27 protein-coding genes are annotated in these 25,997 nt (G+C 66.6%); 15 read left to right on the forward strand and 12 right to left on the reverse strand.

Translation table 11 applies throughout. The features are described 5' to 3' along the window. Positions 1-25: 25 nt before the first annotated feature. The 5 genes from NU688_RS26735 to NU688_RS26755 form a co-directional block, all read right to left on the reverse strand. On the reverse strand, positions 26-2,344 hold the full coding sequence (locus NU688_RS26735) for a methyl-accepting chemotaxis protein (protein WP_257863895.1): 2,319 nt from the start codon (positions 2,342-2,344) through the stop codon (positions 26-28). 42 nt (positions 2,345-2,386) lie between these two features. After that, positions 2,387-2,920 carry a chemotaxis protein CheW gene (locus tag NU688_RS26740; protein ID WP_206175595.1) on the reverse strand — a complete coding sequence of 178 codons (534 nt, stop codon included), beginning with the start codon at positions 2,918-2,920 and terminating at the stop codon, positions 2,387-2,389. 19 nt (positions 2,921-2,939) lie between these two features. Continuing rightward, positions 2,940-3,305 carry a PleD family two-component system response regulator gene (locus NU688_RS26745; RefSeq protein ID WP_042581921.1) on the reverse strand — a complete coding sequence of 122 codons (366 nt, stop codon included), beginning with the start codon at positions 3,303-3,305 and terminating at the stop codon, positions 2,940-2,942. Further along, entirely contained in the window at positions 3,305-3,703 is a 399-nt protein-coding gene (locus NU688_RS26750) for a PleD family two-component system response regulator (protein ID WP_093442538.1), read from the reverse strand. The genes NU688_RS26745 and NU688_RS26750 overlap by 1 nt, the downstream gene beginning before the upstream one ends. 80 nt (positions 3,704-3,783) lie before the next feature. Then, positions 3,784-3,954: a rubredoxin gene (locus NU688_RS26755; RefSeq protein WP_007838397.1), complete on the reverse strand. Its 171-nt coding sequence runs from the start codon at positions 3,952-3,954 to the stop codon at positions 3,784-3,786. Between the two features lie 111 nt (positions 3,955-4,065). Here NU688_RS26755 and NU688_RS26760 point away from each other — a divergent pair, with 111 nt between their 5' ends. Genes NU688_RS26760 through NU688_RS26770 form a run of 3 tightly spaced genes read left to right on the forward strand, consistent with a single transcriptional unit; the run spans position 4,066 to position 6,795 of the window. Further along, complete coding sequence (locus tag NU688_RS26760; RefSeq protein WP_257863896.1) at positions 4,066-5,028, forward strand: hydroxymethylpyrimidine/phosphomethylpyrimidine kinase; 963 nt, start codon at positions 4,066-4,068, stop codon at positions 5,026-5,028. A gap of 3 nt (positions 5,029-5,031) precedes the next feature. Further along, complete coding sequence (hemL, locus tag NU688_RS26765; RefSeq protein WP_257863897.1) at positions 5,032-6,312, forward strand: glutamate-1-semialdehyde 2,1-aminomutase; 1,281 nt, start codon at positions 5,032-5,034, stop codon at positions 6,310-6,312. 3 nt (positions 6,313-6,315) lie between these two features. Next, entirely contained in the window at positions 6,316-6,795 is a 480-nt protein-coding gene (locus tag NU688_RS26770) for a hypothetical protein (RefSeq protein ID WP_257863898.1), read from the forward strand. A 24-nt stretch (positions 6,796-6,819) separates the two neighbouring features. Here NU688_RS26770 and purH read toward each other — a convergent pair whose 3' ends face one another. The 3 genes from purH to dusB are packed head-to-tail and all read right to left on the reverse strand — an operon-like array spanning position 6,820 to position 9,757. Continuing rightward, a complete protein-coding gene (gene purH / locus NU688_RS26775; RefSeq protein ID WP_257863899.1) occupies positions 6,820-8,427 on the reverse strand; it encodes a bifunctional phosphoribosylaminoimidazolecarboxamide formyltransferase/IMP cyclohydrolase in 1,608 nt (535 codons plus the stop codon). 15 nt (positions 8,428-8,442) lie between these two features. Further along, a complete protein-coding gene (locus tag NU688_RS26780) occupies positions 8,443-8,679 on the reverse strand; it encodes a Fis family transcriptional regulator (RefSeq protein WP_007838304.1) in 237 nt (78 codons plus the stop codon). Between the two features lie 19 nt (positions 8,680-8,698). Further along, positions 8,699-9,757 carry a tRNA dihydrouridine synthase DusB gene (gene dusB, locus NU688_RS26785; RefSeq protein WP_257863900.1) on the reverse strand — a complete coding sequence of 353 codons (1,059 nt, stop codon included), beginning with the start codon at positions 9,755-9,757 and terminating at the stop codon, positions 8,699-8,701. A gap of 174 nt (positions 9,758-9,931) precedes the next feature. Here dusB and NU688_RS26790 point away from each other — a divergent pair, with 174 nt between their 5' ends. Further along, complete coding sequence (locus tag NU688_RS26790) at positions 9,932-10,402, forward strand: YqaA family protein (protein WP_257863901.1); 471 nt, start codon at positions 9,932-9,934, stop codon at positions 10,400-10,402. A 7-nt stretch (positions 10,403-10,409) separates the two neighbouring features. Here NU688_RS26790 and NU688_RS26795 read toward each other — a convergent pair whose 3' ends face one another. Continuing rightward, entirely contained in the window at positions 10,410-11,084 is a 675-nt protein-coding gene (locus NU688_RS26795; protein WP_257863902.1) for a glutathione S-transferase, read from the reverse strand. Between the two features lie 132 nt (positions 11,085-11,216). On the opposite strand from NU688_RS26795, the gene NU688_RS26800 reads away from it, so the two are divergent. Continuing rightward, positions 11,217-12,200: a S1C family serine protease gene (locus tag NU688_RS26800; protein ID WP_257863903.1), complete on the forward strand. Its 984-nt coding sequence runs from the start codon at positions 11,217-11,219 to the stop codon at positions 12,198-12,200. A 121-nt stretch (positions 12,201-12,321) separates the two neighbouring features. On the opposite strand, the gene ychF is transcribed toward NU688_RS26800, so the two are convergent. Continuing rightward, a complete protein-coding gene (gene ychF, locus NU688_RS26805) occupies positions 12,322-13,413 on the reverse strand; it encodes a redox-regulated ATPase YchF (RefSeq protein ID WP_257863904.1) in 1,092 nt (363 codons plus the stop codon). Between the two features lie 260 nt (positions 13,414-13,673). On the opposite strand from ychF, the gene NU688_RS26810 reads away from it, so the two are divergent. The 6 genes from NU688_RS26810 to rbsD are packed head-to-tail and all read left to right on the forward strand — an operon-like array spanning position 13,674 to position 19,752. After that, on the forward strand, positions 13,674-14,627 hold the full coding sequence (locus NU688_RS26810) for a sugar ABC transporter substrate-binding protein (protein ID WP_257863905.1): 954 nt from the start codon (positions 13,674-13,676) through the stop codon (positions 14,625-14,627). Between the two features lie 19 nt (positions 14,628-14,646). Beyond that, entirely contained in the window at positions 14,647-16,278 is a 1,632-nt protein-coding gene (locus NU688_RS26815) for a sugar ABC transporter ATP-binding protein (RefSeq protein ID WP_257863906.1), read from the forward strand. Then, on the forward strand, positions 16,275-17,261 hold the full coding sequence (locus tag NU688_RS26820; RefSeq protein WP_257863907.1) for an ABC transporter permease: 987 nt from the start codon (positions 16,275-16,277) through the stop codon (positions 17,259-17,261). The genes NU688_RS26815 and NU688_RS26820 overlap by 4 nt, the downstream gene beginning before the upstream one ends. Positions 17,262-17,288: 27 nt before the next feature. Further along, positions 17,289-18,386 (forward strand): LacI family DNA-binding transcriptional regulator, encoded by a 1,098-nt coding sequence (locus NU688_RS26825; RefSeq protein ID WP_257863908.1) that lies wholly within the window; start codon positions 17,289-17,291, stop codon positions 18,384-18,386. Then, a complete protein-coding gene (gene rbsK, locus NU688_RS26830; RefSeq protein WP_257863909.1) occupies positions 18,383-19,357 on the forward strand; it encodes a ribokinase in 975 nt (324 codons plus the stop codon). Before NU688_RS26825 ends, rbsK begins: the two co-directional genes overlap by 4 nt. Continuing rightward, entirely contained in the window at positions 19,354-19,752 is a 399-nt protein-coding gene (gene rbsD / locus NU688_RS26835) for a D-ribose pyranase (protein WP_257863910.1), read from the forward strand. The genes rbsK and rbsD overlap by 4 nt, the downstream gene beginning before the upstream one ends. Position 19,753: 1 nt before the next feature. On the opposite strand, the gene NU688_RS26840 is transcribed toward rbsD, so the two are convergent. Further along, complete coding sequence (locus tag NU688_RS26840; protein ID WP_257863911.1) at positions 19,754-20,635, reverse strand: MOSC domain-containing protein; 882 nt, start codon at positions 20,633-20,635, stop codon at positions 19,754-19,756. 127 nt (positions 20,636-20,762) lie between these two features. On the opposite strand from NU688_RS26840, the gene NU688_RS26845 reads away from it, so the two are divergent. From NU688_RS26845 to NU688_RS26855, 3 genes are read left to right on the forward strand one after another with little or no spacing between them, the layout of a single operon-like run. After that, on the forward strand, positions 20,763-21,890 hold the full coding sequence (locus NU688_RS26845) for an FAD-dependent monooxygenase (protein WP_257863912.1): 1,128 nt from the start codon (positions 20,763-20,765) through the stop codon (positions 21,888-21,890). Between the two features lie 37 nt (positions 21,891-21,927). Continuing rightward, positions 21,928-22,650 carry a DsbC family protein gene (locus NU688_RS26850; RefSeq protein ID WP_257863913.1) on the forward strand — a complete coding sequence of 241 codons (723 nt, stop codon included), beginning with the start codon at positions 21,928-21,930 and terminating at the stop codon, positions 22,648-22,650. After that, positions 22,650-24,482: a M61 family metallopeptidase gene (locus NU688_RS26855; RefSeq protein ID WP_257863914.1), complete on the forward strand. Its 1,833-nt coding sequence runs from the start codon at positions 22,650-22,652 to the stop codon at positions 24,480-24,482. Before NU688_RS26850 ends, NU688_RS26855 begins: the two co-directional genes overlap by 1 nt. Here NU688_RS26855 and NU688_RS26860 read toward each other — a convergent pair. Next, positions 24,479-25,069, reverse strand: a complete 591-nt coding sequence (locus tag NU688_RS26860) for a DUF2325 domain-containing protein (RefSeq protein WP_257863915.1) — start codon at positions 25,067-25,069, stop codon at positions 24,479-24,481. The genes NU688_RS26855 and NU688_RS26860 overlap by 4 nt on opposite strands. Before the next feature lie 129 nt (positions 25,070-25,198). On the opposite strand from NU688_RS26860, the gene NU688_RS26865 reads away from it, so the two are divergent. Then, positions 25,199-25,978 carry an enoyl-CoA hydratase gene (locus NU688_RS26865; RefSeq protein WP_257863916.1) on the forward strand — a complete coding sequence of 260 codons (780 nt, stop codon included), beginning with the start codon at positions 25,199-25,201 and terminating at the stop codon, positions 25,976-25,978. The last annotated feature ends 19 nt before the right edge of the window (positions 25,979-25,997 follow it).

Here is a 25,997-nt window from a genome sequence, read left to right on the forward strand (position 1 = left end):
CGCCGTTCTTATCTATCTGTTGTCGTCAGGCAATCTTGAAACGGGCTACCGAGCGGCGCAGTTCTTCCGCCATCTGCGAGAGCTCGCGCACCTGCTGGGCCGTGGTACGCGTACCTTCTCCGGTCTGCTCGGTCACCGCAAAAATGTGCTGGATGTTGGCAGCCACCACGTTGGCCGAATCGGCTTCGCGGGAAGCGGACTGCGAAATCTGCTCGATCAGCTCGGCGAGGCGGCGGGACACCCGGTCAATCTCGGTCAGCGCGGTACCCGCGTTGTCGGACAGCTTGGCCCCTTCGACCACACCCTGCGTGGAGCGCTCCATGGCGCCCACGGCATCCTGGGTGTCGGTCTGAATCGCCTTCACCAGCGCCGAAATCTGGCGCGTGGCATCTGCGGAGCGTTCGGCCAGTCGCTGCACTTCTTCCGCCACCACCGAGAAGCCTCGACCGGCTTCACCGGCCGATGCGGCCTGGATGGCTGCGTTCAGCGCCAGCACGTTCGTCTGCTCGGTAATGTCCGAGATCAGCTCGGTGATTTCGCCAATCTCCTGCGACGACTCGCCCAGGCGCTTGATCCGCTTGGAGGTTTCCTGGATCTGGTCGCGGATGGAGTTCATACCGCCGATGGCGTTCTGCACGGCCTGCAGGCCCGACGATGCGGCTTGCAGCGACTGGCGCGCCACCGTGGCGGACTCTTGCGCCTGCGTGGACACGCCGTTGATTCGCTCGGCCATGGTCAGCACCGACTGGCCGGTTTCGCGAATCTCGCGCAGCTGTTCGGTCGAGGCGGCGAGCAGTTCGGTCGAGGTGTTTTCCACCTGCGACGTCGTCTGCGCCACGCGGGTTGCCGTGTTCTGCACGTTGCCCACCAGCAATCGCAGTTCTTCCACCGTGTAGTTCACCGAGTCGGCGATGGCGCCGGTGATGTCTTCGGTCACGGTCGCTTCCTGCGTCAGGTCGCCTTCGGCCACTGTCTGCAGTTCGTTCATCAGCCGAAGAATGGCGGCCTGGTTGGCGTTGTTGATGCGGCCGGCTTCTTCCGAAGTCTGCTCGGCAGCCAGACGCTCGCGTTCGGCGTTGGCGGCACGTTCGCGGCCTTCGCGCACCTGCACGAAACCGATGGCGCCGGCCAGAGCCAGGGCGGCCAGCGACAGCACGAACAGCAACACGATCGTTCCGGCACCGAGGCCGGTGCGAGCGGAGAGCTTGTCCTGCAGGTCGCCGAGCGACTTACGCAGCGGCTCGCTGTCGGTCAGGATGGACGCCTGCGCTTCGCGCGCTGCCACCAGACCCTGCAGGTTGCCCAGAATGGCGGAAGCCTGCGTGCGCATCTGCTCGTAGGTCTTCAGGATGGCTTCGAGCTGCTGGCGCGTCTGCGGGTCCTTCGAGCCGGGAAAGCGCTGCTGCGCATTGCCGTCCAGCAGGCCGCGGGTGGTTTCCTGGAAGGTGTTCAGGTCCTTGCCCAGCAGGAACACGGCGTCGGGGTTCACACCCTCGACCGTGAAGAATTCGTTGGTCGACTTGCCGATGCGCTGCGTCAGCATCACGAGCTGGCCGGCGGCGGAAATTTCGGGCAGCGTGGCGTTCTGCTGCATCTTCAGCGACGCGACGGTTTCCGTCATTTCGAGGAGCGTGGACGACTGCTGGTTGATGTCGCGCAAGGCGGCACCCACCTGGGTCAGGATCTGGCGCTGGGCCAGCACGGCCTTGGCGCTGGTGTCGGCGCGTGCAACGAGAGGATTGATCTTGTTCATCTCCTCGTCGTACTGGTTGCCCACGCGCTCCAGACGCAAGGAGTCGTCGCCGTTGGTCAGACCCGAGACGCGGCGCGTCAGGTCGTCGGCGCTGTCCTTCACTTCGACGAACGCCGAGGCGCTGCCGACGAGGGCCTGGGAGATCGACTTCGCCAGACGCTGCGACTGCATCAGCGACTGGCCCGTGGCCGCCACCTGCTGGGCGAGGCGTTCCGCGCGAAGAATGGCGGAGCCGGCCACCAGGAGCAGCAGCAACACCGTGACGGCCAGCAGGATGGCCAGGATCCGCTGTTGCCTGGCCTGGCTGGAGCCCGCCCGGCCCGCGGCCGGGACGGCATCGAGCGCTGCCGCGTCGAGCGCGTCGGGGTTCTCGCCGCCGGCCGGGCCGCCGCCATCGGCGAATCCGGTGGGCGCGGGCACAGCGGCGAAGGCGCTTTCGCCCTTCCTCGCGATGCGCACGGTTTTCTCGTCCGGAACCTGAACCGTATCGACATCGTCGAGCGATATCGAACCGGAGCCGTCGACGCGGGCCTTGTCGTTCCCGTTGCTCACGGGCAGTAATTTCTTGAACTTGTCGGCGATCGAGCTCACGGTCGGTCCTTCAGGTGGTTGCCAGTGCTGCGTGCCAAGGCACTACGCACCAATACTCAAAAACTGGGGTTGCTGCGAAAGCGCTTGCAGGTTGACTTCCTGCCAGCGCTCCCCTGCTGCGTCGGTGTACAGATGCCCATGCCACGCAGGTGCTTCTGCGCCCGGAGGTTCGGAGGCCGTGAAGGCCTCCGCGCCCCGCAACCCCGCCAGTCGGTCGACCAGCAATGCGCAGTTGACTTCGAGCAGCTCGTTGAACGCAACGAGCCGCGATTGGATGCGCGCCGCCTCGGTGGCAGCCAGTGCGCCGGACCCGCCGGTGGCGAAGCCCGAAAGCTGGACGACGCCATAGAGGCCGCCGCGCAGGTTGGCGACGCCAAGGAACCACGGCTCCGTGTAGGGCACGGGCTGTGGCGGCGTCCAGGGAAAGATTTCGCCGGCGTGTCCCAGCGGGAAGAGGTACTTGCCCTCGCCCGCCTCGACGGCAAGCCACGTCGCGGCCACGCCTGTCGTGCGCGCAGCCTGCAGACGGCTTGCAAGCCGGGACTGGAAGGCTCTCAGTGCGTCGCGATTCGCCATGGACTCAGCCGACTCCCGCTCAGGCCAACGCGCTGATCTTGGACATCAGATCGGCCGCATTGACCGGCTTCACGATGTAGTCGCGTGCGCCCTGGCGCATGCCCCAGACGCGATCGGTTTCCTGGTTCTTGCTGGTGCACAGGATGATCGGAATGGCCGCGTACTTCGGGTCGCGGGCGATGGCGCGCGTGAGCTGGAAGCCGTTCTGGCCGGGCATGACGACGTCCATGAGGATCAGGTCGGGTTGCTCTTCTTCCAGGCGGCGCATCGCGTCGTCGGCGTTTTCGGCCGTCTTCACGGCGAAGCCGTTCTTCTGGAGAAGGTCGGTCAAGAACACCAATTCAGTCTTGGAGTCGTCGACGACGAGGATTTTTCGAATAGGCATTACTGCGCTTCCTGTTGAACGATGCCAAACTGCTGCACGGCCTGCAGCAGTTGGTCTTTGGTGAAAGGCTTGGTCAGGTAGTCTTGCGACCCGACCATGCGGCCGCGGGCCTTGTCGAATACACCGTCTTTCGAAGACAGCATGACGACCGGAACCTTGGAGAAATGGGCGTTGCGCTTGATGATGGCGCACGTCTGGTAGCCATCGAGACGCGGCATGAGGATGTCGCAGAAAATCAGATGGGGCTTGTGGTCGTTAACCTTGGAGAGCGCATCGAAACCGTCTTCCGCCAGAAGAACCTCGTGCCCACCCTGCTTCAGAAAAATCTCGGCACTGCGCCGGATGGTGTTGCTGTCATCGATGACCAGCACCTTGTAACCTGATCCATTCGGGCCCATTGCAAACGCTCCTGCTCATGAGACTTGGATGCCCGCCGCGCCGTACATCGACGCAGATCGCGTAGCCCTATGCCAATCTTTCAGATTTCAACCATTTCGAAGTCTTCCTTGCGTGCACCGCACTCAGGACAGGTCCAGTTCATCGGAACATCGGCCCAGGCCGTGCCTGCCGCGATCCCGTCTTCCGGTACACCCACCGCTTCGTCATAGATCCACCCACAAATCAGGCACATCCAAGTTTTCGTATTCATCGGAGCTTAAAGTCCTTGTTCATTAAATGCAACGAGTGTATCTATGCGTATCTCACTGGCGAGCTATAAACGTCGCGCCTATGCCACCATCCAGGGGATTCCGCCCGGCGTATGACCATCTACTTACTTCCAGCCGACAACACCCGCAAACCGGGCGATCTTAACGACCCCTCGCAGGACGCCGAAGAGCTCGCCGAACGCGACCTGAATCCGCCCTGCGTGCTGGTCTTCAATGCCAGCGATCCGAGCGGTGCCGGAGGTCTGGCGGCCGACACCCTCGCCATGGCGTCGGTGGGCGCACACATTCTGCCCGTCGTCACCGGCGCCTACGCCCGGGACACGGCCGAGATATTCGACCATTTCGCGTTCGACGAGGAGGCCATCGCCGAGCAGGCGCGCGCCATCCTGGAAGACGTGGAAGTCCAGCTGATCAAGGTGGGTTTCGTCGGAACGCCCGACGCCCTGAGCACGATCGCCGAGACCGCGTCCGACTACCCGGAAGTGCCCGTGGTGGCCTACATGCCTAACCTGTCCTGGTGGGACGAGAACCAGATCGAGGCCTATCTGGACGCTTTTCGCGAGCTCGTTTTGCCCCAGACGACGGTGTTGGTCGGAAACCACAGCACCCTGTGGCGCTGGCTGCTTCCCGACTGGAGCGGCGAGCGGGCGCCCGGTGCGCGCGACATCGCCAAGGCAGCCGGCGAGTTCGGCGTGCCCTACACGCTGGTGACCGGCATGGTGCTGCCCGACCAGTTCATCGACAACGTGCTGGCCTCGCCGCAATCGGTGCTCGCCAACGAGAAGTACGAGCGGCTCGAGGCCGTTTTCGCCGGCGCGGGCGACACGCTCTCGGCCGCGCTGGCCGCCCTGCTCGCGAGCGGCACCGACCTGGTGGCCGCCACGAGCGAAGCCCTCGCCTACATGGACCGGTGCCTCGACGCGGGTTTCCGCCCCGGCATGGGCCACGTGCTGCCCGACCGCCTGTTCTGGGCCGAGCCCGAGGACGACGAAGAAGACGACGACCCGGACGCTCCGCAAGATTTCGCCCTGCCCCCTCACGACACCCGCCACTGATCGATGACCGACAAGAACGACACCCTCTTCGAGCGCGCCCGCGCCGTGATCCCCGGCGGCGTGAACTCGCCCGTGCGCGCCTTCAAGGCCGTCGGCGGCACGCCGCGCTTCATCCAGCGCGCCCAAGGCGCCTATTTCTGGGACGCCAACGGCAAGCGCTACATCGACTACATCGGCTCCTGGGGTCCGATGATCCTGGGCCACGGCCATCCCGCGGTGGTCGAGGCGGTACAGAAGGCCGTGCTCGAAGGTTTTTCCTACGGCGCACCCACCGAACGCGAGATCGAGCTGGCCGAGGCCATCCTCGCACTCGTGCCTTCCATGGAAATGGTGCGGCTCGTGAGCTCTGGCACCGAAGCCGCGATGAGCGCCCTGCGCCTGGCGCGCGGTGCCACCGGCCGCAAGAGCATCATCAAGTTCGAGGGCTGCTACCACGGCCATGCCGACGCGCTGCTCGTGAAGGCCGGCTCCGGCCTTGCCACCTTCGGCAACCCGACTTCGGCCGGCGTACCGCCCGAGGTGGTGCAGCACACCATCGTGCTCGAGTACAACAACCTGCAGCAGCTCGAAGAGGCCTTCTCGCTGCACGGCAACGACATCGCCTGCCTGATGATCGAGGCCATCGCCGGCAACATGAACTTCGTGCGCGCCACGCCCGAATTTGCCCGGCGCTGTCGCGAGCTCTGCACGCAGCACGGCGCGTTGCTGATCTTCGACGAGGTGATGACCGGCTTTCGCGTCGGCCTGCACGGCGCACAGGGCGTGCTGGGCATCAAGCCCGACCTCACCGTGCTCGGCAAGGTCATCGGCGGCGGCATGCCGCTCGCGGCCTTCGGCGGTCCGCGCGCCATCATGGAGCAGCTTGCGCCGCAGGGCCCGGTCTACCAGGCGGGCACGCTCTCGGGCAACCCGGTGGCCACGGCCTGCGGTCTTGCCACGCTCAAGGAGATCGCCAAGCCCGGCTTCTACGAAGCGCTCGGCAAGAAGACGCGCTCGCTGGTCGACGGCCTGAAGGCCGCGGCAGCCGCCGAAGGCCAGCCCTTCAACGCCGACAGCGAAGGCGGCATGTTCGGCTTCTTCCTCATGAAGGACCTGCCGCAAAACTATGCCACCGTGATGACAACCGACAACGCGAAATTCAATGCGCTGTTTCACGGTTTGCTCGATCGCGGCGTGTATATTGCCCCGGCGCTCTACGAAGCAGGCTTCGTGAGCGCAGCGCACGGGGAGGAAGACATCGCGGCCACCATCGAAGCCGCCCGTGAGATTTTCAGAACGCCATAGACCATGAACGCCATGCGCCTGCTGCCGGTATTGAGTGCTCTTCTTCTACCCGGCCTGGCGCTTGCGCAGTCCTCCTTCGAGCCGAAGAACATCTGGGTCAACCCGGGTTTCTATTCGGCGCACTTCGACAGCGGCAAGGGTCTGGAAAATTCCAACTTCGGCCTGGGCTTCGAGTACCCGCTGAACGACACCTACCGCATCACGGCGGGTGCGTTCCACAACAGCGACCGCAGGCAGTCGCACTACATCGGGCTGTACGTGCTGCCCTTCGAGTTCTACGGCGTGAAGTTCGGCGCGGTGGTGGGCGGCTTCGACGGCTACCCCAACTACCGCAACGGCAACTGGTTCCCGGCGATCCTTCCGACGGCCGCCATCGAAGGCAAGAACTGGGGCCTGAACATCGCCTACGTGCCGACGATCAAGAACCGCCTCTACGGCGCAATCACCTTCCAGCTCAAATACCGGTTCGGTACCCACGAATAAGCGGGCACCGAACCGCGCTTCCGTTCAATGACGGAAGTGACGCACGCCCGAGAGCACCATCACGACGCCGCGCTCATCAGCGGCATCGATCACTTCCTGGTCGCGCATCGAGCCGCCCGGCTGGATCACGCAGCTCGCGCCCGCATCCACCACCACGTCCAAGCCGTCGCGGAACGGGAAGAAAGCATCGCTCGCCACGGCCGTGTCTTTCAGCGACAGGCCCGCGTGCTCGGCCTTGATGCTCGCGATGCGCGCGGAATCGAGGCGGCTCATCTGCCCCGCGCCGACGCCCATCGTCATGCCGTCGGCACAGAACACGATCGCGTTGCTCTTCACGTACTTCGCGACCTTCCAGGCGAACAGCAGGTCCTGCAGTTGCTGCGGCGTGGGCTGCTTCTTGCTGACCACCTTGAGGTCGCTCGCGGCGAGCTCGTGGTTGTCGGCGGTCTGCATGAGCAGGCCCGAGCCGACGCGCTTCACGTCCATCAGGTTGCGGCCGTTGTCCCAATCGGTGGCGCCGCCCGGCGGCAGCGCGATCTCGAGCACGCGCACGTTGAGCTTGGCCTTGGTGGCCTGGAACACCTCGAGCGCCTCGGGCGTGTAGCCCGGCGCCATCAGCACTTCGACGAACTGCTTGTTGACGGCCTGCGCGGTGGCAAGGTCGACCGGCCGGTTGAAGGCGATGATGCCGCCGAAGGCCGAGGTCGGGTCGGTCTTGAAGGCCTTGGCGTAGGCCTCGTTCGCATCCTTGCCCACGGCCACGCCGCAGGGGTTGGCGTGCTTGACGATCACGCAGGCCGGCACGTCGAAGCTCTTGACGCATTCCCAGGCCGCATCGGCGTCGGCGATGTTGTTGTAGCTCAGCTCCTTGCCTTGCAATTGCTTGGCCGAGACGAGCGAACCGGGCGCGGGATAGAGGTCGCGGTAGAACGCGGCCTGCTGATGCGGGTTCTCACCATAGCGCAGGTCCTGCACCTTCACGAAGCGGCCGTTGCTTTGCGCGGGGAACAGCGAGCGCGTCGGTGCGGGCTGGCCGATGCTGGCGTCGAAGTCGATGGCCGAGAGGTAGTCGCTGATCGCGCCGTCGTAGTCGGCGATGCGGTTGAACGCGGCCACCGAGAACGCGAACTTGGTCTTGTCGCTGAGCTTGCCGCCGGCCTTGATCTCGGCGAGCGCCACGGGGTACTGCGCCGCATCGGTGAGCACGCCCACGTCCTTCCAGTTCTTGGCCGCGCTGCGAACCATGGCCGGGCCGCCGATGTCGATGTTCTCGATCGCGTCCTCGAGCGTGCAGCCGGGCTTGGCCACGGTCGACTCGAACGGGTAGAGGTTGACGATCAGGAGGTCGATGGTGTCGATGCCGTGCTCCTTGATCGCCGCGACGTGCGCGGGCAGGTCGCGCCGCGCGAGCAGGCCGCCGTGGATCTTGGGATGCAGCGTCTTCACGCGGCCGTCGAGCATTTCGGGAAAGCCGGTGTGGTCGGCGACCTCGGTCACCGGCAGGCCCGCATCGGCCAGCAACTTGGCGGTGCCGCCGGTGGACAGCAGCTTGATGCCCAGCGCATGCAGCGCCTGGGCGAATTCGAGGATACCGGTCTTGTCGGAAACGGAGATGAGTGCGGTCTGAGCCATGGGATATGCCGGTGGTTATTTCAAAAGTTTGTGCTCGACCAGCTTCTTGCGAAGGGTGTTGCGATTCAGGCCCAACCATTGCGCGGCTTTGGATTGATTGCCCTCGGCGCGCGTCATCACGACATCGAGCAAGGGCTTCTCGACCACGCGCACGAGCATCTCGTACATGCCGTCGGGTTCGGTGCCGCGCAGATCGCGAAAGTAGCTGTCCAGACTGGTGCGCACGCAGTCTTCGATGTGTTTCTTGCTCATTGCTTCTTCTCTTCTTCTCTCAATCGACGGCGCAGGCCGCCTCCTCTTCACCGGACAGTTCTTCGGCCGCCTGGTGAGCGGGCATGCGGTCCATGCGGTCCGCAAGCCCGTCGAAATAGTCGCCGACCGCGCGCAGCTGCTCCGCGCAGTCCTCGATGGTGTTCATCCGGCCGCGGAACGCTTCGCCGTCGGGCAACGTGCGCACGTACCAGCCGATGTGCTTGCGCGCGGTGCGCACGCCGCTGAATTCGCCGTAGAGCGCGTAGTGCTCCACCAGATGATCGAGCAGCAGGCGGCGGACTTCAACCACCAGCGGCGGGGCAAGGTAAGTGCCGGTATCCAGGAAATGCGAGATCTCGCGAAAGATCCAAGGCCGGCCCTGCGCCGCGCGGCCGATCATCACCGCGTCGGCGCCGGTGGCCGCGAGCACGTCGCGCGCCTTCTCGGGCGAGGTGATGTCGCCGTTGGCCACCACCGGCACGCGCACCGCGGCCTTCACTGCCGCGATGGTGTCGTACTCGGCGTGACCCTTGTAGCCCTGCTCGCGCGTGCGGCCGTGCACGGTGAGCATCTGCACGCCGGCGGATTCGAAATCGCGCGCGAGCTTCACCGCATTGCGGTTGTCTTCGCTCCAGCCGGTGCGCATCTTGAGCGTGACCGGCACGTTGTACGGCTGCGCCGCATCGACCACGGCCTGCACGATTTCAAGCGCCAGCGGCTCGTCGCGCATCAGCGCCGAACCTGCCCACTTGTTGCAGACCTTCTTGGCCGGGCAGCCCATGTTGATGTCGATGATCTGCGCGCCGCGCTCGATGTTGTAGACCGTGGCCTCGGCCATCATGGCCGCATCGGTGCCGGCGATCTGCACCGCAATGGGGCCCAGCTCGCCGTCGTGGTTCGCGCGGCGCGATGTCTTGAGCGTGCCCCAGAGTTCCTTGCGCGAGGTGACCATCTCGCTGACCGCGTAGCCCGCGCCGAGTTCGCGGCACAGCATGCGGAAGGGCCGGTCCGTCACGCCGGCCATGGGCGCGACGAACAGGCGGTTTTCCAGCGTGTGGGTGCCGATCTGCAAGGTCATGGGAAAGGAGGCGGTGCGCGTTCGGCTGCTGAAAAATGAGGCACGATTGTAGCCACCTGCGATTTCAGCGACTGAAACGATTTGCGCCTGCGGGACAGGCGTAAACACCAATGTTTCGCGGGGCTTTCTCCGACGTGGTTGCGATGGGGACGCTGCCTATACTGCGCCGACCTTATGCAAGCCTGGCTCGACTCCCTCATGGCGCTGCTGGCGCTGCCGCAGTACGGTCTCTCGACCCTCTTCGTTGCCGCCTTCGTTTCCGCCACGCTGCTGCCCGTGGGCTCCGAACCTTTTCTGTTCGGACTGCTGAAACTCAACCCCGACATGTTCTGGCCGGCCATCGCGGTGGCAACGGTCGGTAATACGCTGGGCGGCGCGGTCGACTGGTGGATGGGCTACGGCGCGCACAAGGTCGCCGACAAATACTCGCACTCCAAACACCACGTGCGCGTGCTCGGATGGCTCGAACGACTGGGGCCGAAGGCGTGCCTGCTGAGTTGGCTGCCGCTGGTGGGCGATCCGCTGTGCGCGGTCGCGGGCTGGCTCAAGCTGCCGTTCTGGCCATGTCTTGGCTACATGGCCATCGGGAAATTTCTGCGCTACGTCACGATGACGGTCGCGCTCCTCTACGTCTTCCCGTCCTGACGGAACCTCAGCTCAACAGGCCGTAAGGACCGCCGCGTTCCAGCGCGCGCTTATAGGCGGGGCGCGCATGGATGCGCTCCAGGTACGCCATCAGCTTCGGCCGCTTCGCATCGAGCCCGCCGCGCGCCTGCGCAGCTTCGATCACGAAACTCATCTGGATGTCGGCGCCGCTGAATTCATCGCCCGCGAACCACTCGCTCTTGCCGAGTTCGGCCTCCATGTAGTTCAGATGACTGGCGATGTTCGGGTTGATGAAAGCGCCCTTGGTCTTGGCCGCGATGGCCTTGGCGATGGGCTTCGCGAAGAAGGGCATCTTCGTCGTTTCGATGCGGTCGAAGATCAGCTTGAGCAAGAGCGGCGACATCGCCGTGCCCTCGGCGAAATGCATCCAGTAGCGATAGCGCAACGCTTCCGGCGTGCCGGCTGCGGGCGCGAGGCGGCCGTGGCCGTAGCGCTCGATCACCGTCTCGATGATCGCGCCCGACTCCGCGAGCGTGAGGCCGTCGTCCGTCGTCACCACCGGCGACTTGCCAAGCGGGTGAATGGCTTTGAGCGAAGCGGGCGCCAACATGGTTTGCGCATCGCGCTGGTAGTGAACGATCTCGTACGGCAGTTCGAGCTCCTCAAGCAGCCAGAGCACGCGCTGCGAGCGCGAATTGTTGAGATGGTGAACGGTGAGCATGGCAGCGGACCTTGTGGAGAAATCGGGGCGCGCGCAGTCTAACGAACAACAGGGACTACGGGGCTTTGACACCCGCCGACACAGCGCCCCCGCCTACGGGGAACCGGAGGGCGGCTTCCTACACTCACTCAGATGAAAAACCCTGTCCGGCTCTGGAAGCCTCTTGCAGCCGGCCTCTGGCTCGGCGCCCTGGCCTCCCACGCGTGGGCGCTGCAGCCCGAGGAAGTCTTTCGCAAGGCCTCACCCGCGGTCTGGACCGTGAAGGGCGACCAAGGCAACAACAAGACCAGCGTCGGCAGCGCGGTGGCGGTCACGCCCGCCGCGCTGGCCACAGCCTGCCATGTGGTGAACGGCGCCATGTCGGCCACCGTGACCCAAGGCCAGACCACCATCAAGATCAAGAGCATCCTGCGCGACCCCGACCCGTCGCGCGACCTGTGCGTGCTGATGACGGAAACGCCGCTGCAGTTGCCCGCCGTGCAGATCGCACCGGTCGAAGGCTTGCGCGTCGGCCAGCGCGTGTTCGCCATCGGCAGCCCGCACGGACTCGAGCTCACGTTGAGCGAAGGGCTGATCTCCGCATTGCGGCCCCGCTCGCAAGGCCAGTTGCCGATCATCCAGACCTCCGCGCCGGTGTCCTCGGGTTCGAGCGGCGGCGGGCTGTTCGATGAAGAAGGCCGGCTCGTCGGCGTCACCGACAGCGTGGCGCCCGGCGGCGCGAACCTCGGCTTTGCCTATCCGGCGCAATGGGTGATGGAACTGCCGCAGCGCGTGGTCGCGGAGATGACGAAGTGGCGCGAGTTGCTGAAGAACGTCGGCGTGGCGCTCGACGCCAACGGCGAACCCGCGCCTTCAGGCCATGCCGACCTTGCCGACGAAGCCGGCCTGCCGGTCGTCGGCACCGACCCCGCGCAGATCCGCGCCGGGTACCGTCAGTTCCTGCTGCAGGCGCGACCGCGAGCGTTCCTGATCACGAGCGACAACAAATTCGGCACGGCCACCAACTCGGCTGCGCTGACCGAGCATCTCAGGGGCTGCGCGGAGCGCAAGGTGGTGTGTGCTGCCTATGCGGTGGACAACACGGTGGTATGGGGCAAGCAGCAGCCCGCGAAGTAGCCGAGGCTCAGGGGCATCTTCGCGAGACACCGCGGAACCGGCTTCGCCGGGCCGCTGGTGTCGCCCCCGGTAGGGGGTTGGAGAAGCGACACGAAGTGCGCGCAGCCTGGGGGCGAGCCGTTTACGAGCTGAACAGGAAGTTCATCACGTCGCCATCCTTCACGACGTATTCCTTGCCTTCCGACCGCATCTTTCCCGCGTCCTTCGCGCCCTGCTCACCCTTGAAGGCGATGTAGTCGTCGAACGCGATGGTCTGGGCGCGGATGTAGCCCTTCTCGAAATCACCGTGGATCACGCCGGCCGCCTGCGGGCCGGTGTCGCCGATGTGGATGGTCCAGGCGCGCACTTCCTTCACGCCGGCGGTGAAGTAGGTCTGCAGGCCGAGCAGCTTGAAGGCCGCGCGAATCAGGCGGTTCAGGCCGGGCTCGTCCTGGCCGATTTCGGCGAGGAACATCTTCTTGTCCTCATCGTCCATCTCGGCCAGGTCGGCTTCGATCTTGGCGCAGATGGCGACCACGGGCGCGCCCTGCTTCGCTGCGTACTCGCGCAGGCGGTCGAGGTAGGGGTTGTTCTCGAAGCCGTCTTCGGCCACGTTGCCCACGAACATCGCGGGCTTGGCGGTGATCAGCGTGAAGCTCTTGACCAGCGGCTGCTCTTCCTTGGTGAACTCGAGCGCGCGCACCGGCGTGTTCTCGTTCAGCGCGGCCTGGCAGCGTTCGAGCAGGCCGACAAGCTTTTGTGCTTCCTTGTCGCCCGAGCGCGCCACCTTGGTATGGCGGTGCAGCGCCTTCTCGACCGTGGCGAGGTCGGCCAGGCAGAGTTCGGTCTGGATCACTTCGATGTCGGAGATCGGGTCGACCTTGCCGGCCACGTGGATCACGTTTTCGTCGTCGAAGCAGCGCACCACGTTCACGGTGGCGTCGGTTTCGCGGATGTGCGCGAGGAACTTGTTGCCCAGGCCTTCGCCGGTGCTGGCGCCGGCCACGAGGCCGGCGATGTCGACGAACTCGACGATGGCGGGCACCACGCGCTCGGGATTCACGATCGCGCTCAGCTGGGCGAGCCGCGGATCGGGCACTTCCACCACGCCCACGTTGGGCTCGATGGTGCAGAACGGATAGTTTTCCGCTGCGATGCCGGCCTTGGTCAACGCATTGAAAAGGGTGGATTTACCGACGTTGGGCAGGCCGACGATGCCGCATTGCAAACTCATGGGAGGTCCTCTTGGGTAACCCGCGATTTTAGGCTGTCCAGGTTCTCCCCCAGGCTTCGCGCACTTCGTGTCGCTTCTCCTACCCCCTTCCGGGGGCGGGGCGGCCGCTTCGGGCGGCCGTGCGCGGCGCCCCTCCCGAAAAGGCAAGCGAAGTCAGGGTTAAACCCGATTAGCAAACGTTTGCGCAAACGTTTTCGTTGGGTAATATCGGAGCCCCGGCAGAGACCGGCGTACCGCTCAACCACCTCAGGAGACACACCATGAAGTTCACCCGCCGCACCCTGCAAAGCGCCGCCGCGCTCACGCTGCTGGGCGCCATCGCCGCCACGCCCGCCTTCGCCCAGGACAAGCCCAAGGTCGCGCTGGTCATGAAGTCGCTGGCCAATGAGTTCTTCCGCACCATGGAAGACGGCGCCAAGGCGCACAACAAGGCCAACGCCGCGAAGTACACGCTGGTGGCCAACGGCATCAAGGACGAGACCGACACCTCCGCCCAGATCAAGATGGTCGAGCAGATGGTGGCCCAGAAGATCAATGCGCTGGTCATCGCGCCGGCCGATTCGAAGGCCCTCGTGCCGGTGATCAAGGCCGCGATCGACAAGGGCATCCTGGTGGTCAACATCGACAACCAACTCGACGCCGCCGCGCTGAAGGAAAAGGGCATCCAGGTGCCCTTCGTCGGCCCCGACAACCGCGCCGGCGCCAAGCTCGTCGGCGACGCGCTCGCCAAGGAGCTGAAGGCGGGCGACAAGGTCGGCATCATCGAAGGCGTCTCGACCACCTTCAATGCGCAGCAGCGCACCCTCGGCTACCAGGACGCCATGAAGGCCGCCAACGTGACGGTGGTGGGCGTGCAGTCGGGCCAGTGGGAAATCGACAAGGGCAACACGGTGGCCGCCGGCATGCTGCGCGAGCACCCCGACCTGAAGGCCCTGCTCGCCGGCAACGACAGCATGGCGCTCGGCGCGGTGGCTGCCGTCAAGGCCGCGGGCAAGACCGGCAAGGTGCTGGTGGTGGGCTACGACAACATCGGCGCCATCAAGCCGATGCTGGCCGATGGCCGCGTGCTCGCCACGGCCGACCAGTTCGCCGCCAAGCAGGCCGTGTTCGGCATCGAGACCGCGCTGAAGGCCATCGCCGACAAGAAAAAGCAGTCGGAGATGCCCGCCGAGGTGAAGACCGACGTGGTGCTCGTCACCAAGGCCTCAAAGTAAGTAACCCGAGAGAAGAACGTTGAACGCAGCACCCGCCGCCCTGAACTCCGGTCCGCCCGTTCCCGTGCTCTCGCTGAGTGCGCTCGGCAAGGACTACGCGGCGCCGGTGCTGGACGACGTCTCGATCGTCCTGAACGCCGGCGAAGTGCTCGCCCTCACGGGGGAGAACGGCGCCGGAAAGAGCACGCTTTCCAAGATCGTCTGCGGCCTGGTGCAGCCCACGCGCGGCCAGATGCTGCTGGACGGCAAGCCCTTCCAGCCCGGCTCGCGCCGCGATGCCGAGCGCATGGGCGTGCGCATGGTGATGCAGGAGCTGGGACTGGTCACCACGCTGTCGGTGGCCGAGAACCTGCTGCTCGACCGCCTGCCGAACAAGACCGGCTGGATCCGCAAGGCGAAGCTCCACGAGCTGGCCTCGCGCCAGCTCGCCAAGATCGGCATGGAGAACATCGACCCGGCCACGCCCGTCGCGCGGCTTGGCATCGGCCAGCAGCAGATGGTGGAGATCGCGCGCAACCTGCTGGACGACACGCGCGTGCTGGTGCTCGACGAGCCCACCGCGATGCTCACGCCACGCGAGACCTCGCACCTCTTCGAGCAGATCGAACTGCTGAAGGCGCGCGGCGTGGCGATCGTCTACGTATCGCACCGCCTCGAGGAGCTGCAGCGCATCGCCGACCGCGTGGCGGTGCTGCGCGACGGCAAGCTGGTGGACGTGCGCGCCATGGCCGGCGTGCGCGAATCCGAACTGGTGCAGCGCATGGTCGGCCACGCGGTACATGAGCACGAAGGCCGCGCGCGCCGCGTCGCCGGGCCGGTGCTGTTGAGTGCGCGCGGCCTTGGCCGGGCGCAGATGGTGCGCGATGTCGATCTCGATCTGCACGCCGGCGAAATCATGGGCCTCGCCGGCCTGGTCGGCTCGGGCCGGACCGAGCTGGTGCGCCTGCTGTTCGGCGCCGACCGCGCGGACCGCGGCGAAATTTCGCTCTACGACGCCAAGACGGGCGCGCAGCCGGTGCAGCGCGTGCGCAAGGGCTGGCGCTCGCCGATGCAGGCGATTCGCGCCGGCATCGGGCTGGTCACCGAAGACCGCAAGTCGCAGGGCTTGCTGCTCACGCAATCGATCCGCGTCAACGCGACGCTGAGCGACCTGGGCGCGATCTCGCACGCCGGCTGGCTGCAGCGCGCCAAGGAACGCAGCATCGCGCGGCAACTGGTGGAGCTGTTGCGCATCCGCTCGCGCAGCATCGAACAACCGGTGGCCACGCTCAGCGGCGGCAATCAGCAGAAGGTGGTGTTCGCGCGCTGGCTGCATCGCGAATGCAAGGTGCTGCTGCTGGACGAACCCACGCGCGGCGTGGACGTCGGTGCACGCGCCGACCTGTACGCCGAACTCGACCGCATGACCGACGCCGGCAAGGCATTGCTGATGGTGTCGAGCGACCTGCGCGAACTGATGGCCATGTGCGACCGCATCGGCGTGATGAGCGCGGGCAAATTGGTCGCGGTGTTCGAGCGCGGCGAGTGGAGCGAACAATCGCTGCTCGCCGCCGCCTTCAGCGACGCCACCGGACGCCACGCCACGCCGGCAACTCCTTCCGCCCTCCCCGATTCGAACCCGGCCCAACCGGCCACTGCCGAGACACCATGAACGCAGCCGCCCCGACTTCCAACCCGCGCACCTCCGCACTGAAGGGCCAGCTGGGCACCTACCTCGGCCTCACGGTCGTGCTGGTGGGCATGGTCGCGCTCTTCGGCTCGATGAGCGAATACTTCCTCACGCGCGACACCTTCATCTCGATCGCCAACGAAATCCCCGCGCTCGCCGTGATGGCCGTGGGCATGACCTTCGTGCTGATCATCGCGGGCATCGACCTGTCGGTCGGCTCGGTGCTTGCGCTCAGCGCGGCCGTGACGGCCGCCGCCATCCTCGAATGGAAGCTCTCCGTTCCTCTCGCAGCCGTGCTCGGCCTGGCCACCGGCCTGATCTGCGGCACGGTGACGGGCGCGGTGTCGGTCGCCTGGCGGCTGCCGAGCTTCATCGTTTCGCTGGGCATGCTCGAAGCGGTGCGCGGCGGTGCTTACCTCGTCACCGATTCGCGCACGCAGTACGTGGGCGATGCCATCTCGGGCCTCGCCGCGCCGTGGATCGGCGGCATCTCCGCCGCCTTCGTGCTCGCGGTGGTTCTCGTCGTCGTCGGGCAGATGGTGCTCACGCGCACGGTCTTCGGCCGGCATGTGGTGGGCATCGGCACGAACGAAGAGGCGATGCGCCTGGCGGGTGTCGACCCGCGGCCGATCCGCGTCATCGTGTTCGCCGTCACCGGTCTTCTCGCGGGGCTTGCGGGTCTGATGCAGTCGGCGCGGCTCGAAGCGGCCGATCCGAATGCGGGCGTCGGCATCGAGCTGCAGGTGATCGCGGCCGTGGTCATCGGCGGCACCAGCCTCATGGGCGGACGCGGCTCGGTGGTCAACACCTTCTTCGGCGTGCTGATCATCGCGGTGCTCGAAGCAGGTCTGGCGCAGGTCGGCGCGAGCGAGCCGAGCAAACGGATCATCACCGGGGCGGTGATCGTGGTTGCGGTGATCATCGACACCTTGCGCCAGCGCCGTGCGGACCGCCGCCTGGCCTGACAAGTAAGGAACGAGGAACAACAAGCCATGGCCACCATCAAGGACGTCGCGCTGCGCGCGGGAGTCTCCGTCACCACCGTCTCGCACGTGGTCAACGACACGCGCCATGTGAGCGCCAAGGGCCGTGAGCGGGTCGAACTGGCGATTCGCGAACTGGGTTACGTGCCCAACGCGATGGCGCGCAGCCTGAAGAGCAACACCACCTCGACGCTGGGCATGCTGATCCCGAACAGCTCCAACCCCTACTTCGCCGAGATCGTGCGCATCGTGGAAGACCGCTGCTTCGGCGCCGGCTACACGCTGGTGCTGTGCAACACCGACGACGAGCCCCGCCGCCAGAGCGTGTACCTGCAGGTGCTGGCCGAACGCCGCATCGACGGGCTGATCGTGGTGTCGACGGGCGACGACGATTCGCTGGTCACGCAACTGCAGGGCCTGCGCATTCCCACGGTGCTGGTCGACCGCGAGATCGCCGACCCGAGCTGCGACCTGGTGGAAACCGCACACATGCAGGGCGGCCTGCTCGCGGTACGGCACCTGCTGTCGCTCGGCCACAAGCGCATCGCCTGCATCGGCGGCCCGGTGGGCCTCACGCCCAGTGAGCAGCGCATCGAGGGCTGGCGCATGGCGCTGGCCGAGGCCGGAGCCACGCCGAACGCCGATGCGCTGCTGTGGCGCGGCGCGTTCACCAGCCAGAGCGGCTACGAGGCGATGCACGCCATCCTGCGCACCGAGCATCCGCCTTCGGCCGTGTTCGTCTGCAACGACCTGATGGCCATCGGCGCACTGCGCGCCGCGCATGAAAGCGGCGTGCACGTGCCCGACGAGCTCTCGATCGTCGGCTTCGACGACATCGAACTCTCGGCCTACACCAGCCCGCCGCTCACCACCGTGGCGCAGCCCAAGGAGCGCATCGGCGCACTGGCGGTCGACATGCTGCTGGAGCGCGTCGGCGGCAAGCGGCGCGATGCGCGCAAGGTGGTGCTGCAGCCCGAGCTGCGCGTGCGCGCCTCGACCGCGCGCCATGCGAGCTTCCGCGAGCCCAGCGCGCCCGCACCTTCTTCTTCGGCGTCCGCCTCTGGCGCGGCGCCTTCAACGGAAAACCGAAAGTCCCGCACGCCGTGAGTTCGAAGCCTTCTTCCCGCAGTCCCGAACCATCGCTGCCGCCACCGCGCATCGTGGTGCTCGGCAGCCTCAACATGGACCTGGTGCTGCGCGTCCCCCATGCACCGGCCGCGGGCGAAACCCTGCTCGGCCATTCGATCGCCAACATTCCCGGCGGCAAGGGCGCCAATCAGGCCGTGAGTTGCGCGCGCGAAGGCGGGCAGGTGCGCATGATCGGCTGCGTGGGCAACGACGCCCACGGCCGCGCGCTGCGTGAATCGCTGGAGCGCGACGGCATCGACACCGCCGCGCTGCGCACGGTCGACGCCGAGCCCACGGGCACGGCGCTGATCCTGGTGGAAGACAGCGGCCAAAACCGCATCGTGATGATTCCCGGCGCCAACGCGAAGGTCGAGATCGACGAGGCCGCGTTGCGGCAGCAACTGGAGGGCGCGGCCTTCCTGGTGATGCAGTTCGAGACGCCGATGAACCAGATTGCGCGCGCCATCTCGGTGGCACACGAAGCGGGCTGCAAGGTGCTGCTGAACCCGTCGCCGGTGCAGGCGATCGCCGAGCCGCTCTGGCCGCGCATCGACACGCTGGTCGTCAACGAGATCGAGGCCGAGACGCTGTGCGGCCAATCGGCCGACAGCCCGCAGGACGCCGCGCTCGCGGGCCGGGCGCTGCGCGCCAAGGGCATCGCGCGCGTGGTCGTCACGCTCGGCTCGCGCGGCGCGGTGGCCGTCGATGCCGACGGTGCGCGCCATCATCCCGCGCCGAAGGTGCAGGCCGTCGACACCACCGCCGCCGGTGACACCTTTCTCGGTGCGCTGGCCGTGGCGCTGGGCGAAGGCCAATCGTTCGACGAAGCCGTGCGCCTGGGCATCCGCGCCGCGGCGCTCTGCATCCAGCAGCCCGGCGCCCAACCCTCAATTCCGCAGCGCGACGCCGTGCTGCAAAGCCCCCTGCCTCCCGACTGGATCACGCTGTGAAACGCTCTCCCCTGCTGCATGCCGAACTCTCGCAAGTGATTGCCGCGCTGGGGCATGGCGACATGGTCGTCATCGGCGATGCCGGGCTGCCGATTCCGGACGGTCCGAAGCGCATCGACCTCGCGCTCACGCCCGGCATTCCGCGCGTCGCGGACGTGCTCAAGGCCGTGCTGTCGGAGATGCAGGTGGAGCGCGCGCTGCTGGCGCGCGAGGCGGTGGAGCAACTGCCCGCCGGCACGCTGCCCGCATGGTGCGAAGGCCAGTTGGCCGTGGTGCCGGAGACGATCTCGCACGAGGAACTCAAGCGCCTGAGCGCTCGCGCCAAGGCCGTGATCCGCACCGGCGAATGCACGCCCTACGCCAACATCGTGTTGTGCGCGGGCGTGACGTTCTAAATCACTCGAACCGGTAGTTCGCGCCCACGGTCTGCCCGACCTTGAGCATGTGTTCCACGCCCTGCACCACGATGCAGTTCATGCCGAAGGTGATGCCGCCATCGACGCGCGCATCCGCGCGGTAGGTGCGCAGCACATTGCCGACCTCTGGGCTGCTGGTGCCGGTGGCCGGGTCGATGTCCGGGATCGGGCAGCGCGTGCAGGGCTTGACCGGCCTGAGTTCGGCTTCGCCTTCGCCGGTGGTGACGTGCAGCGCATCGACGCGATCCTCGTCGTGCGACTCGATGCCGGCCAGCACGATGTTCGGCCGGAAGCGTTCGATGCCGACCGCTTCGTGCCCCACCGCCGCGAGCCGCTCGTTGAGTTCGGCCAGCGAGCCCTCGCTCGCCACCAGCAGCGGATAGCCGTCGGCAAACTGGTTCAGCGCCTCGACACCATCGGTCCACTTCAGGCTCGACAGGCGTTTCTGCTCGGGGTCGAAGCGCACCAGCCGCAGGGTCTGCGGCTTGCCAGGCTCGGAGAGGAAATCGCTGAACCACTGGGCGGCGATGTCGCCCATGTCGTAGGCGGCGACTTCGTCTTTCCACACCCGCACGCGCACCGGCTTCTCGACCCGGTCGAAGGCCAGGTGCAGCGCCAGCATGCCGGGGGCGCGCAGCACCACCTCCATGTGCTTCATCTGCGGCTTGATGAGCGCCATGCGCGGGATCTGGCGCTGGGTGACGAACTCGCCGTTGGCATCGACCACCATCCAGGCCCGGTCGAACTCGAGGCCGGTTTCGGTCAGCAGCATTTCATTGAGTTCGACACCGGCACACGACTTGACGGGGTAGACGAACAGGCGCGCGATGGTGGCTTCGAGGTCGAAAACGGGCTGCGACACGGTGGGGGTTCCTTGAATCCTTGGAAAGCGACCGCGATTGTCCCGCATCGGCGCCGCCGGGAAACCCCTCGCCCACCGGGGGGCTGGCGCAGCGCGCCGGCGAACGGGCAACTCCTACAATCCTTTGATGGCCCTCCCCCCAGAAGTTTGCATTCGCGGCGCCGGCATCGTTGGCCGTACGCTGGCCCTGCTGCTCGCACGCGAGCGCGTGCGCGTGGCGCTGGTGGTGCCGCCGGCCGCACAGGGCAAGCAGGACATCCGCGCCTACGCGCTCAACACGGCCTCCCGCACCCTCCTCGAATCGCTGCGCGCCTGGCCCGATGCGGCCCATGCCACGCCGGTGCGCGAGATGCTGGTGCATGGCGACGAAGGCGGCCGCGTGCAGTTCAGCGCGGCGCGGCAGAAGGTCGATGCGCTGGCGTGGATCGTCGATGTGCCGGCGCTCGAGCAACAACTGACCGACGCGGTCCGCTTCCAGCCCCAGATCGAGGTCGTGGCCGAGCCCGTGCCCGCACCGCTCACGGTGGTGTGCGAAGGCAAGGCCAGCGCCACGCGTGAAGCGCTCGGCGTGAGCTACGAAGTCACGCGCTATCCGCAGCACGCGGTGGCCGCGCGCCTCGAAGCCGAACAATCGCACGACGGCATCGCGCGCCAGTGGTTCAACGACAAGGGCGAGGTGCTCGCGCTGCTGCCGCTGGGCGGCACGCACGGCAAGACGGTCGCGCTGGTGTGGTCGGTCGACCAGCTTCGAGCCCCCGCCCTGCTCGCGCAAGGCGACGAAGAATTCAACGCCGCGGTGACCGAGGCCAGCCATGGCGCGCTCGGTGCGCTCAAGCTCACGAGCGAGCGCGCGGCCTGGCCGCTCGCGCGCGCCATCGCCGACCGCTGGACCGGCGCGATGCCCGGGCAGCCGAACCGGTCGTGGGCACTCGCGGGCGATGCGGCCCACACGGTGCACCCGCTCGCGGGCCAGGGCCTGAACCTCGGCCTGGCCGACGCGGCCGCGCTGGCCGAGGTGATCAAGACACGCGACTACTGGCGCAACGTGGGCGATGCGCGGCTCCTCCGCCGCTACGAACGCGCCCGCCGTGCCGACGTGCTGCAGATGAGCCTGGCCACCGACGGACTGCAGCAACTTTTCTCGCACAACCTGGGTCCACTGCCTGCGTTGCGCAACTGGGGCATGCGCGGCTTCGACCGCACGCGCCTCGTCAAGCACTGGATCACTGCGCAAGCCATGGGCTTGAAGGCATGACACCCCACCTACCCGAATGAATCGAACGGACTTCTCGATGACCCTCGCTCGCACCCTTCTTCTCGCCGCCTGCACGCTGGGCGCGGTCATGACCGCCACCGCCGGCGAAGCCGAGATTCGCAAGAACCTCCCCACGCACATTCCGCAGTTCCCGTCGATCGACGAAGTGACGAAGTCGCCGATCAACGGCCTCTACGAAGTGCGGGTGAACGGCTCGCAGATCTTCTACACCGACGAGCAGGGCAGCTACCTGATCCAGGGCAACCTGATCGATGCAAAGACGCGCCGCAATCTCACCGAGGAGCGCGTCGAGAAGCTCAGCGAAGTCGCCTTCGACAAGCTGCCGCTGAAGGACTCGATCAAGATCGTGCGCGGCAACGGCAAGCGCAAGCTGGCGGTGTTCGAAGACCCGAACTGCGGCTACTGCAAGCGCTTCGAGAAGGACATGAAGACGATCGACAACGTCACCGTCTACCTGTTCCTCTACCCGGTGCTCGGCGCCGATTCGACCATCAAGTCGCGCGACATCTGGTGCAGCAAGGACAAGGGCAAGGCCTGGGGCGACTGGATGGAAGCCGGCACCAAGCCCGCCACCGCGGCGACCGGCTGCGACGTGACCCCGCTGCAGCGCAACGTCGAGTTCGGCCGCAAGTACAACATCACCGGCACGCCCACGCTGATCTTCAGCAACGGCACGCGCACGCCGGGCGCCATTCCTGCAGAGCAGGTCGAGAAGCAACTCGCCGCTTCCGCCAGCTGATGGCGACGAAAGCCGTGTCCCGGCGCGCAGCCGGCGCGCCCGCTGCAGGCGTGCGCTACCGCATCGAGTGCGCGGACCTGCATGCGCATCTCTTCGCCGTCACGCTGACCATCGACGCACCCGCCGCGCTGCAGCGGGTGACGCTGCCGGTGTGGATTCCGGGCAGTTACCTCGTGCGCGAATTCGCCAAGAACCTGCAGGGCCTGCGCGCTGTGCAGGGGCGCCGCAAGCCCGCGCTGACGCAGGTCGACAAGTGCAGCTGGCTGGTCGACTGCGCGCCGGGCCAGCCGCTGGTGCTGCACTACCAGGTCTGCGCGTACGACAACTCGGTGCGCACCGCCTGGCTCGACGCCGAGCGCGGCTTCTTCAACGGCACGAGCCTGTGCCTGCGCGTTGAGGGTCAGACCGATGCGCCGCACGCGCTCGACATCGTCGCGCCGTCATCAACGGCCGACGGCGCTGCCTGGTCGTGCGCCACCGCGCTCATGCCCACGAAGGTCGACAAGCAGGGCTTCGGGAGCTACCAGGCGAGCGGCTACGACGAACTGGCCGACAGTCCGGTCGAAATGGGCGCCTTCTGGAGCGCCGAATTCGACGCCTGCGGCGTGCCGCACCGCTTCGTGATCGCGGGCGCCGCGGCCTCGTTCGACGGCGACCGGCTGATCGCCGACACCAAAGCCATCTGCGAAGCCGAGATGCGCTTCTGGCACGGCGACAAGGCCGGCAAGCGCGGTGGAACGAAGCTGCCGATCGACCGCTACGTCTTCATGCTGAACGCGGTCGACGACGGCTACGGCGGACTCGAGCACCGGCATTCGACGGCGCTCATCTGCAACCGCCGCGACCTGCCGCAGCGCGGCGAGAAGAAAAAACAGCCAGAGGGCTACACCACGCTGATGGGCCTCATCAGCCACGAGTATTTCCACACCTGGAACGTCAAGCGCATGCGGCCGGCGGAGTTCGCCCGCTACGACTACAGCCGCGAGAACTACACGCAGTTGCTGTGGTTCTTCGAAGGCTTCACTAGCTACTACGACGACCTGCTGCTGCGACGCGCAGGGCGCATCGACGATGCGGCGTACCTGCGCCTCCTCAACAAGACCATCAACCAGGTGCAGCAGACGCCGGGCCGGCTCGTGCAGCCGGTCGCCGACGCGAGCTTCGACGCCTGGGTCAAGTACTACCGCCAGGATGAGCAGACGCCCAACAGCACGGTGAGCTACTACACCAAGGGCGCGCTGGTGGCACTGTGCTTCGACCTCACGCTGCGCCACGAAGGCAAGGGTTCGCTGGACGACGTGATGCGCCACCTGTGGACGCACAGCAGCGGCGGGCCGATCAGCGAGGCGGACATCGCGGCCGCGCTCGAGGCTGTCAGCGGCCGCTCGTATGCGCTGGAGCTCGCACGCTGGGTGCATTCGACCGAGGAACTGCCGCTCGCGCAGCTGCTGCGCGCGCATGGCGTGGCGACGCTCGAAGATCCGTCGCAACAGGCGCAGGTGCTCGGCGTGCGCGTGGCCGAAACCGGCGGCAGTGTGCAGGTGAAGGTGGTGCTGCGCGGCGGTGCGGCTGAAAAGGCCGGCTTCTCGGCCAACGACGAATGGATCGGCATCGAACTGCCCGCCGTCGGCAAGAAGAAGTCTGCGCAGGCCTGGCGCATCGCCAAGCTCGACGACCTCGCGCTGTATCTGGGCGACGCGACGAAGTTCACTGCCATCGTCGCGCGCGATCGCAAGCTGCTCCGACTGCCGCTCACGCTGCCGACAGGCGTGACCACATGGCGCCTGTTCACGCACGACGCCGCGAAAGTGACCGGCTGGCTGGCCGGCTAACTGGCGTTTTCGGTCACCGCGGGCTGCTGCCGAACGAACAGCATCGGCTGCGGCTCGCCCACCAGCACGCAGGGCTTGCCGGTGCGGCGGCAGTGGTCCTGCACGCGCCAATAGGCGCCGTGGCTCATGCAACCCGTCTGGCAGATCACGAGATCGGCGGCGCGCAGGCCCGCTTCGAGTGCCGGATCGTCGGCATCGTCGCCGCCGTCGTGGTGCAGGTAGCGGCCCCCGGCGATTTCGACCAGCTGACGTGCGAGCGACGGGGCTTCTTCCTCGCGGCCGACGCACAGCACGGCCTTTTCGCGCAGATCGGCAGGCGCTTCGGGCGTGGGCGGCATTTCGTGGCGCCGGCTGCCCGGCGACAGCAGGGCGTTCAGGCGCTTGGGCAGCGCGCCGCCGACGGCCGCGCGCGCCGCGAGCTCTTCGCGGACCATCGCAATGGCCGAATCGCGCGCCACCAGCGCGCCGCGCAGGCGCACGATCTGCGCCTCGAGCCGCTCGACCAGCGCGGCCTGTTCGGCCAGCAGGCGCGAGCAGCGCTCCTGCACCCGGGCATACGCCCGCAGCAACACGGCATGTTCTTGCATCGGGAACTCCATGCGGCCATTCTAGATGAGAGCAATTCTCAACTGGAAGGATATTGGGTGTCAGCAGGCCAGAAGCCTTGCTCGGTATAGTGGCCCGGACGAATTTTCCCCACCTCTCCCGGAGACACCATGAGCTACGAAAACATCGAAGTGCGGACCGAAGCAGGCAAGGTCGGCATCATCACCCTCAACCGCCCCAAGGCCCTGAATGCGCTCAACGACGCGCTGATGACCGAGCTGGGCCAGGCGCTCAAGGCCTTCGATGCGGACGAGGTCATCGGCTGCATCATCCTCACCGGCAGCGAACGCGCTTTCGCCGCGGGCGCCGACATCGCCGCGATGGCCAAGTACAGCTTCATCGACACCTACAAGGGCGACTACATCACCCGCAACTGGGAAACCATCCGCACGATCCGCAAGCCCGTGATCGGCGCGGTCGCCGGCTTCGCGCTGGGCGGCGGTTGCGAACTCGCGATGATGTGCGACTTCATCATCGCGGCCGACACCGCCAAGTTCGGCCAGCCCGAAATCAAGATCGGCGTGATCCCCGGCGCCGGCGGCACGCAGCGCCTGCCGCGCGCGGTGGGCAAGAGCAAGGCGATGGACATGGTGCTCACGGCCCGCATGATGGACGCCGCCGAAGCCGAGCGTGCGGGCCTCGTGAGCCGCGTGGTGCCTTACGAGAAGCTGGCCGACGAGGCACTGGGCGCGGCGCTGGTCATCTGCGGCTTCTCGCAGATCTCGGTGATGGCGGCCAAGGAATCGGTCAACCGTGCCTTCGAGAGCGGCCTGAGCGACGGCGTGATGTTCGAGCGCCGGCTGTTCCACGCGCTGTTCGCCACGGTCGACCAGAAGGAAGGCATGGACGCCTTCCTGAACAAGCGCGCGCCCGATTTCAAGAACGCCTGAAGGCGCTGCGGCGCGCGGC

The organism is Variovorax sp. ZS18.2.2, from assembly GCF_024701975.1.
Taxonomy (GTDB): Bacteria; Pseudomonadota; Gammaproteobacteria; order Burkholderiales; family Burkholderiaceae_C; genus Variovorax.

What these genes read in the sequence shown, in the direction of transcription:
- hemL (WP_257863897.1), top strand. Translation starts at nt 5,032, where the DNA reads ATGACCGACAAGAACGACACCCTCTTCGAGCGCGCCCGCGCCGTGATC.
- NU688_RS26865 (WP_257863916.1), top strand. Translation starts at nt 25,199, where the DNA reads ATGAGCTACGAAAACATCGAAGTGCGGACCGAAGCAGGCAAGGTCGGC.
- NU688_RS26800 (WP_257863903.1), top strand. Translation starts at nt 11,217, where the DNA reads ATGAAAAACCCTGTCCGGCTCTGGAAGCCTCTTGCAGCCGGCCTCTGG.
- NU688_RS26845 (WP_257863912.1), top strand. Translation starts at nt 20,763, where the DNA reads ATGGCCCTCCCCCCAGAAGTTTGCATTCGCGGCGCCGGCATCGTTGGC.
- NU688_RS26820 (WP_257863907.1), top strand. Translation starts at nt 16,275, where the DNA reads ATGAACGCAGCCGCCCCGACTTCCAACCCGCGCACCTCCGCACTGAAG.
- NU688_RS26790 (WP_257863901.1), top strand. Translation starts at nt 9,932, where the DNA reads ATGCAAGCCTGGCTCGACTCCCTCATGGCGCTGCTGGCGCTGCCGCAG.
- NU688_RS26850 (WP_257863913.1), top strand. Translation starts at nt 21,928, where the DNA reads ATGACCCTCGCTCGCACCCTTCTTCTCGCCGCCTGCACGCTGGGCGCG.
- NU688_RS26825 (WP_257863908.1), top strand. Translation starts at nt 17,289, where the DNA reads ATGGCCACCATCAAGGACGTCGCGCTGCGCGCGGGAGTCTCCGTCACC.
- NU688_RS26755 (WP_007838397.1), bottom strand. Translation starts at nt 3,954, where the DNA reads ATGAATACGAAAACTTGGATGTGCCTGATTTGTGGGTGGATCTATGAC.
- NU688_RS26740 (WP_206175595.1), bottom strand. Translation starts at nt 2,920, where the DNA reads ATGGCGAATCGCGACGCACTGAGAGCCTTCCAGTCCCGGCTTGCAAGC.
- NU688_RS26795 (WP_257863902.1), bottom strand. Translation starts at nt 11,084, where the DNA reads ATGCTCACCGTTCACCATCTCAACAATTCGCGCTCGCAGCGCGTGCTC.
- NU688_RS26760 (WP_257863896.1), top strand. Translation starts at nt 4,066, where the DNA reads ATGACCATCTACTTACTTCCAGCCGACAACACCCGCAAACCGGGCGAT.
- NU688_RS26855 (WP_257863914.1), top strand. Translation starts at nt 22,650, where the DNA reads ATGGCGACGAAAGCCGTGTCCCGGCGCGCAGCCGGCGCGCCCGCTGCA.
- ychF (WP_257863904.1), bottom strand. Translation starts at nt 13,413, where the DNA reads ATGAGTTTGCAATGCGGCATCGTCGGCCTGCCCAACGTCGGTAAATCC.
- NU688_RS26780 (WP_007838304.1), bottom strand. Translation starts at nt 8,679, where the DNA reads ATGAGCAAGAAACACATCGAAGACTGCGTGCGCACCAGTCTGGACAGC.
- NU688_RS26860 (WP_257863915.1), bottom strand. Translation starts at nt 25,069, where the DNA reads ATGCAAGAACATGCCGTGTTGCTGCGGGCGTATGCCCGGGTGCAGGAG.
- NU688_RS26810 (WP_257863905.1), top strand. Translation starts at nt 13,674, where the DNA reads ATGAAGTTCACCCGCCGCACCCTGCAAAGCGCCGCCGCGCTCACGCTG.
- dusB (WP_257863900.1), bottom strand. Translation starts at nt 9,757, where the DNA reads ATGACCTTGCAGATCGGCACCCACACGCTGGAAAACCGCCTGTTCGTC.
- NU688_RS26770 (WP_257863898.1), top strand. Translation starts at nt 6,316, where the DNA reads ATGAACGCCATGCGCCTGCTGCCGGTATTGAGTGCTCTTCTTCTACCC.
- purH (WP_257863899.1), bottom strand. Translation starts at nt 8,427, where the DNA reads ATGGCTCAGACCGCACTCATCTCCGTTTCCGACAAGACCGGTATCCTC.
- NU688_RS26745 (WP_042581921.1), bottom strand. Translation starts at nt 3,305, where the DNA reads ATGCCTATTCGAAAAATCCTCGTCGTCGACGACTCCAAGACTGAATTG.
- NU688_RS26750 (WP_093442538.1), bottom strand. Translation starts at nt 3,703, where the DNA reads ATGGGCCCGAATGGATCAGGTTACAAGGTGCTGGTCATCGATGACAGC.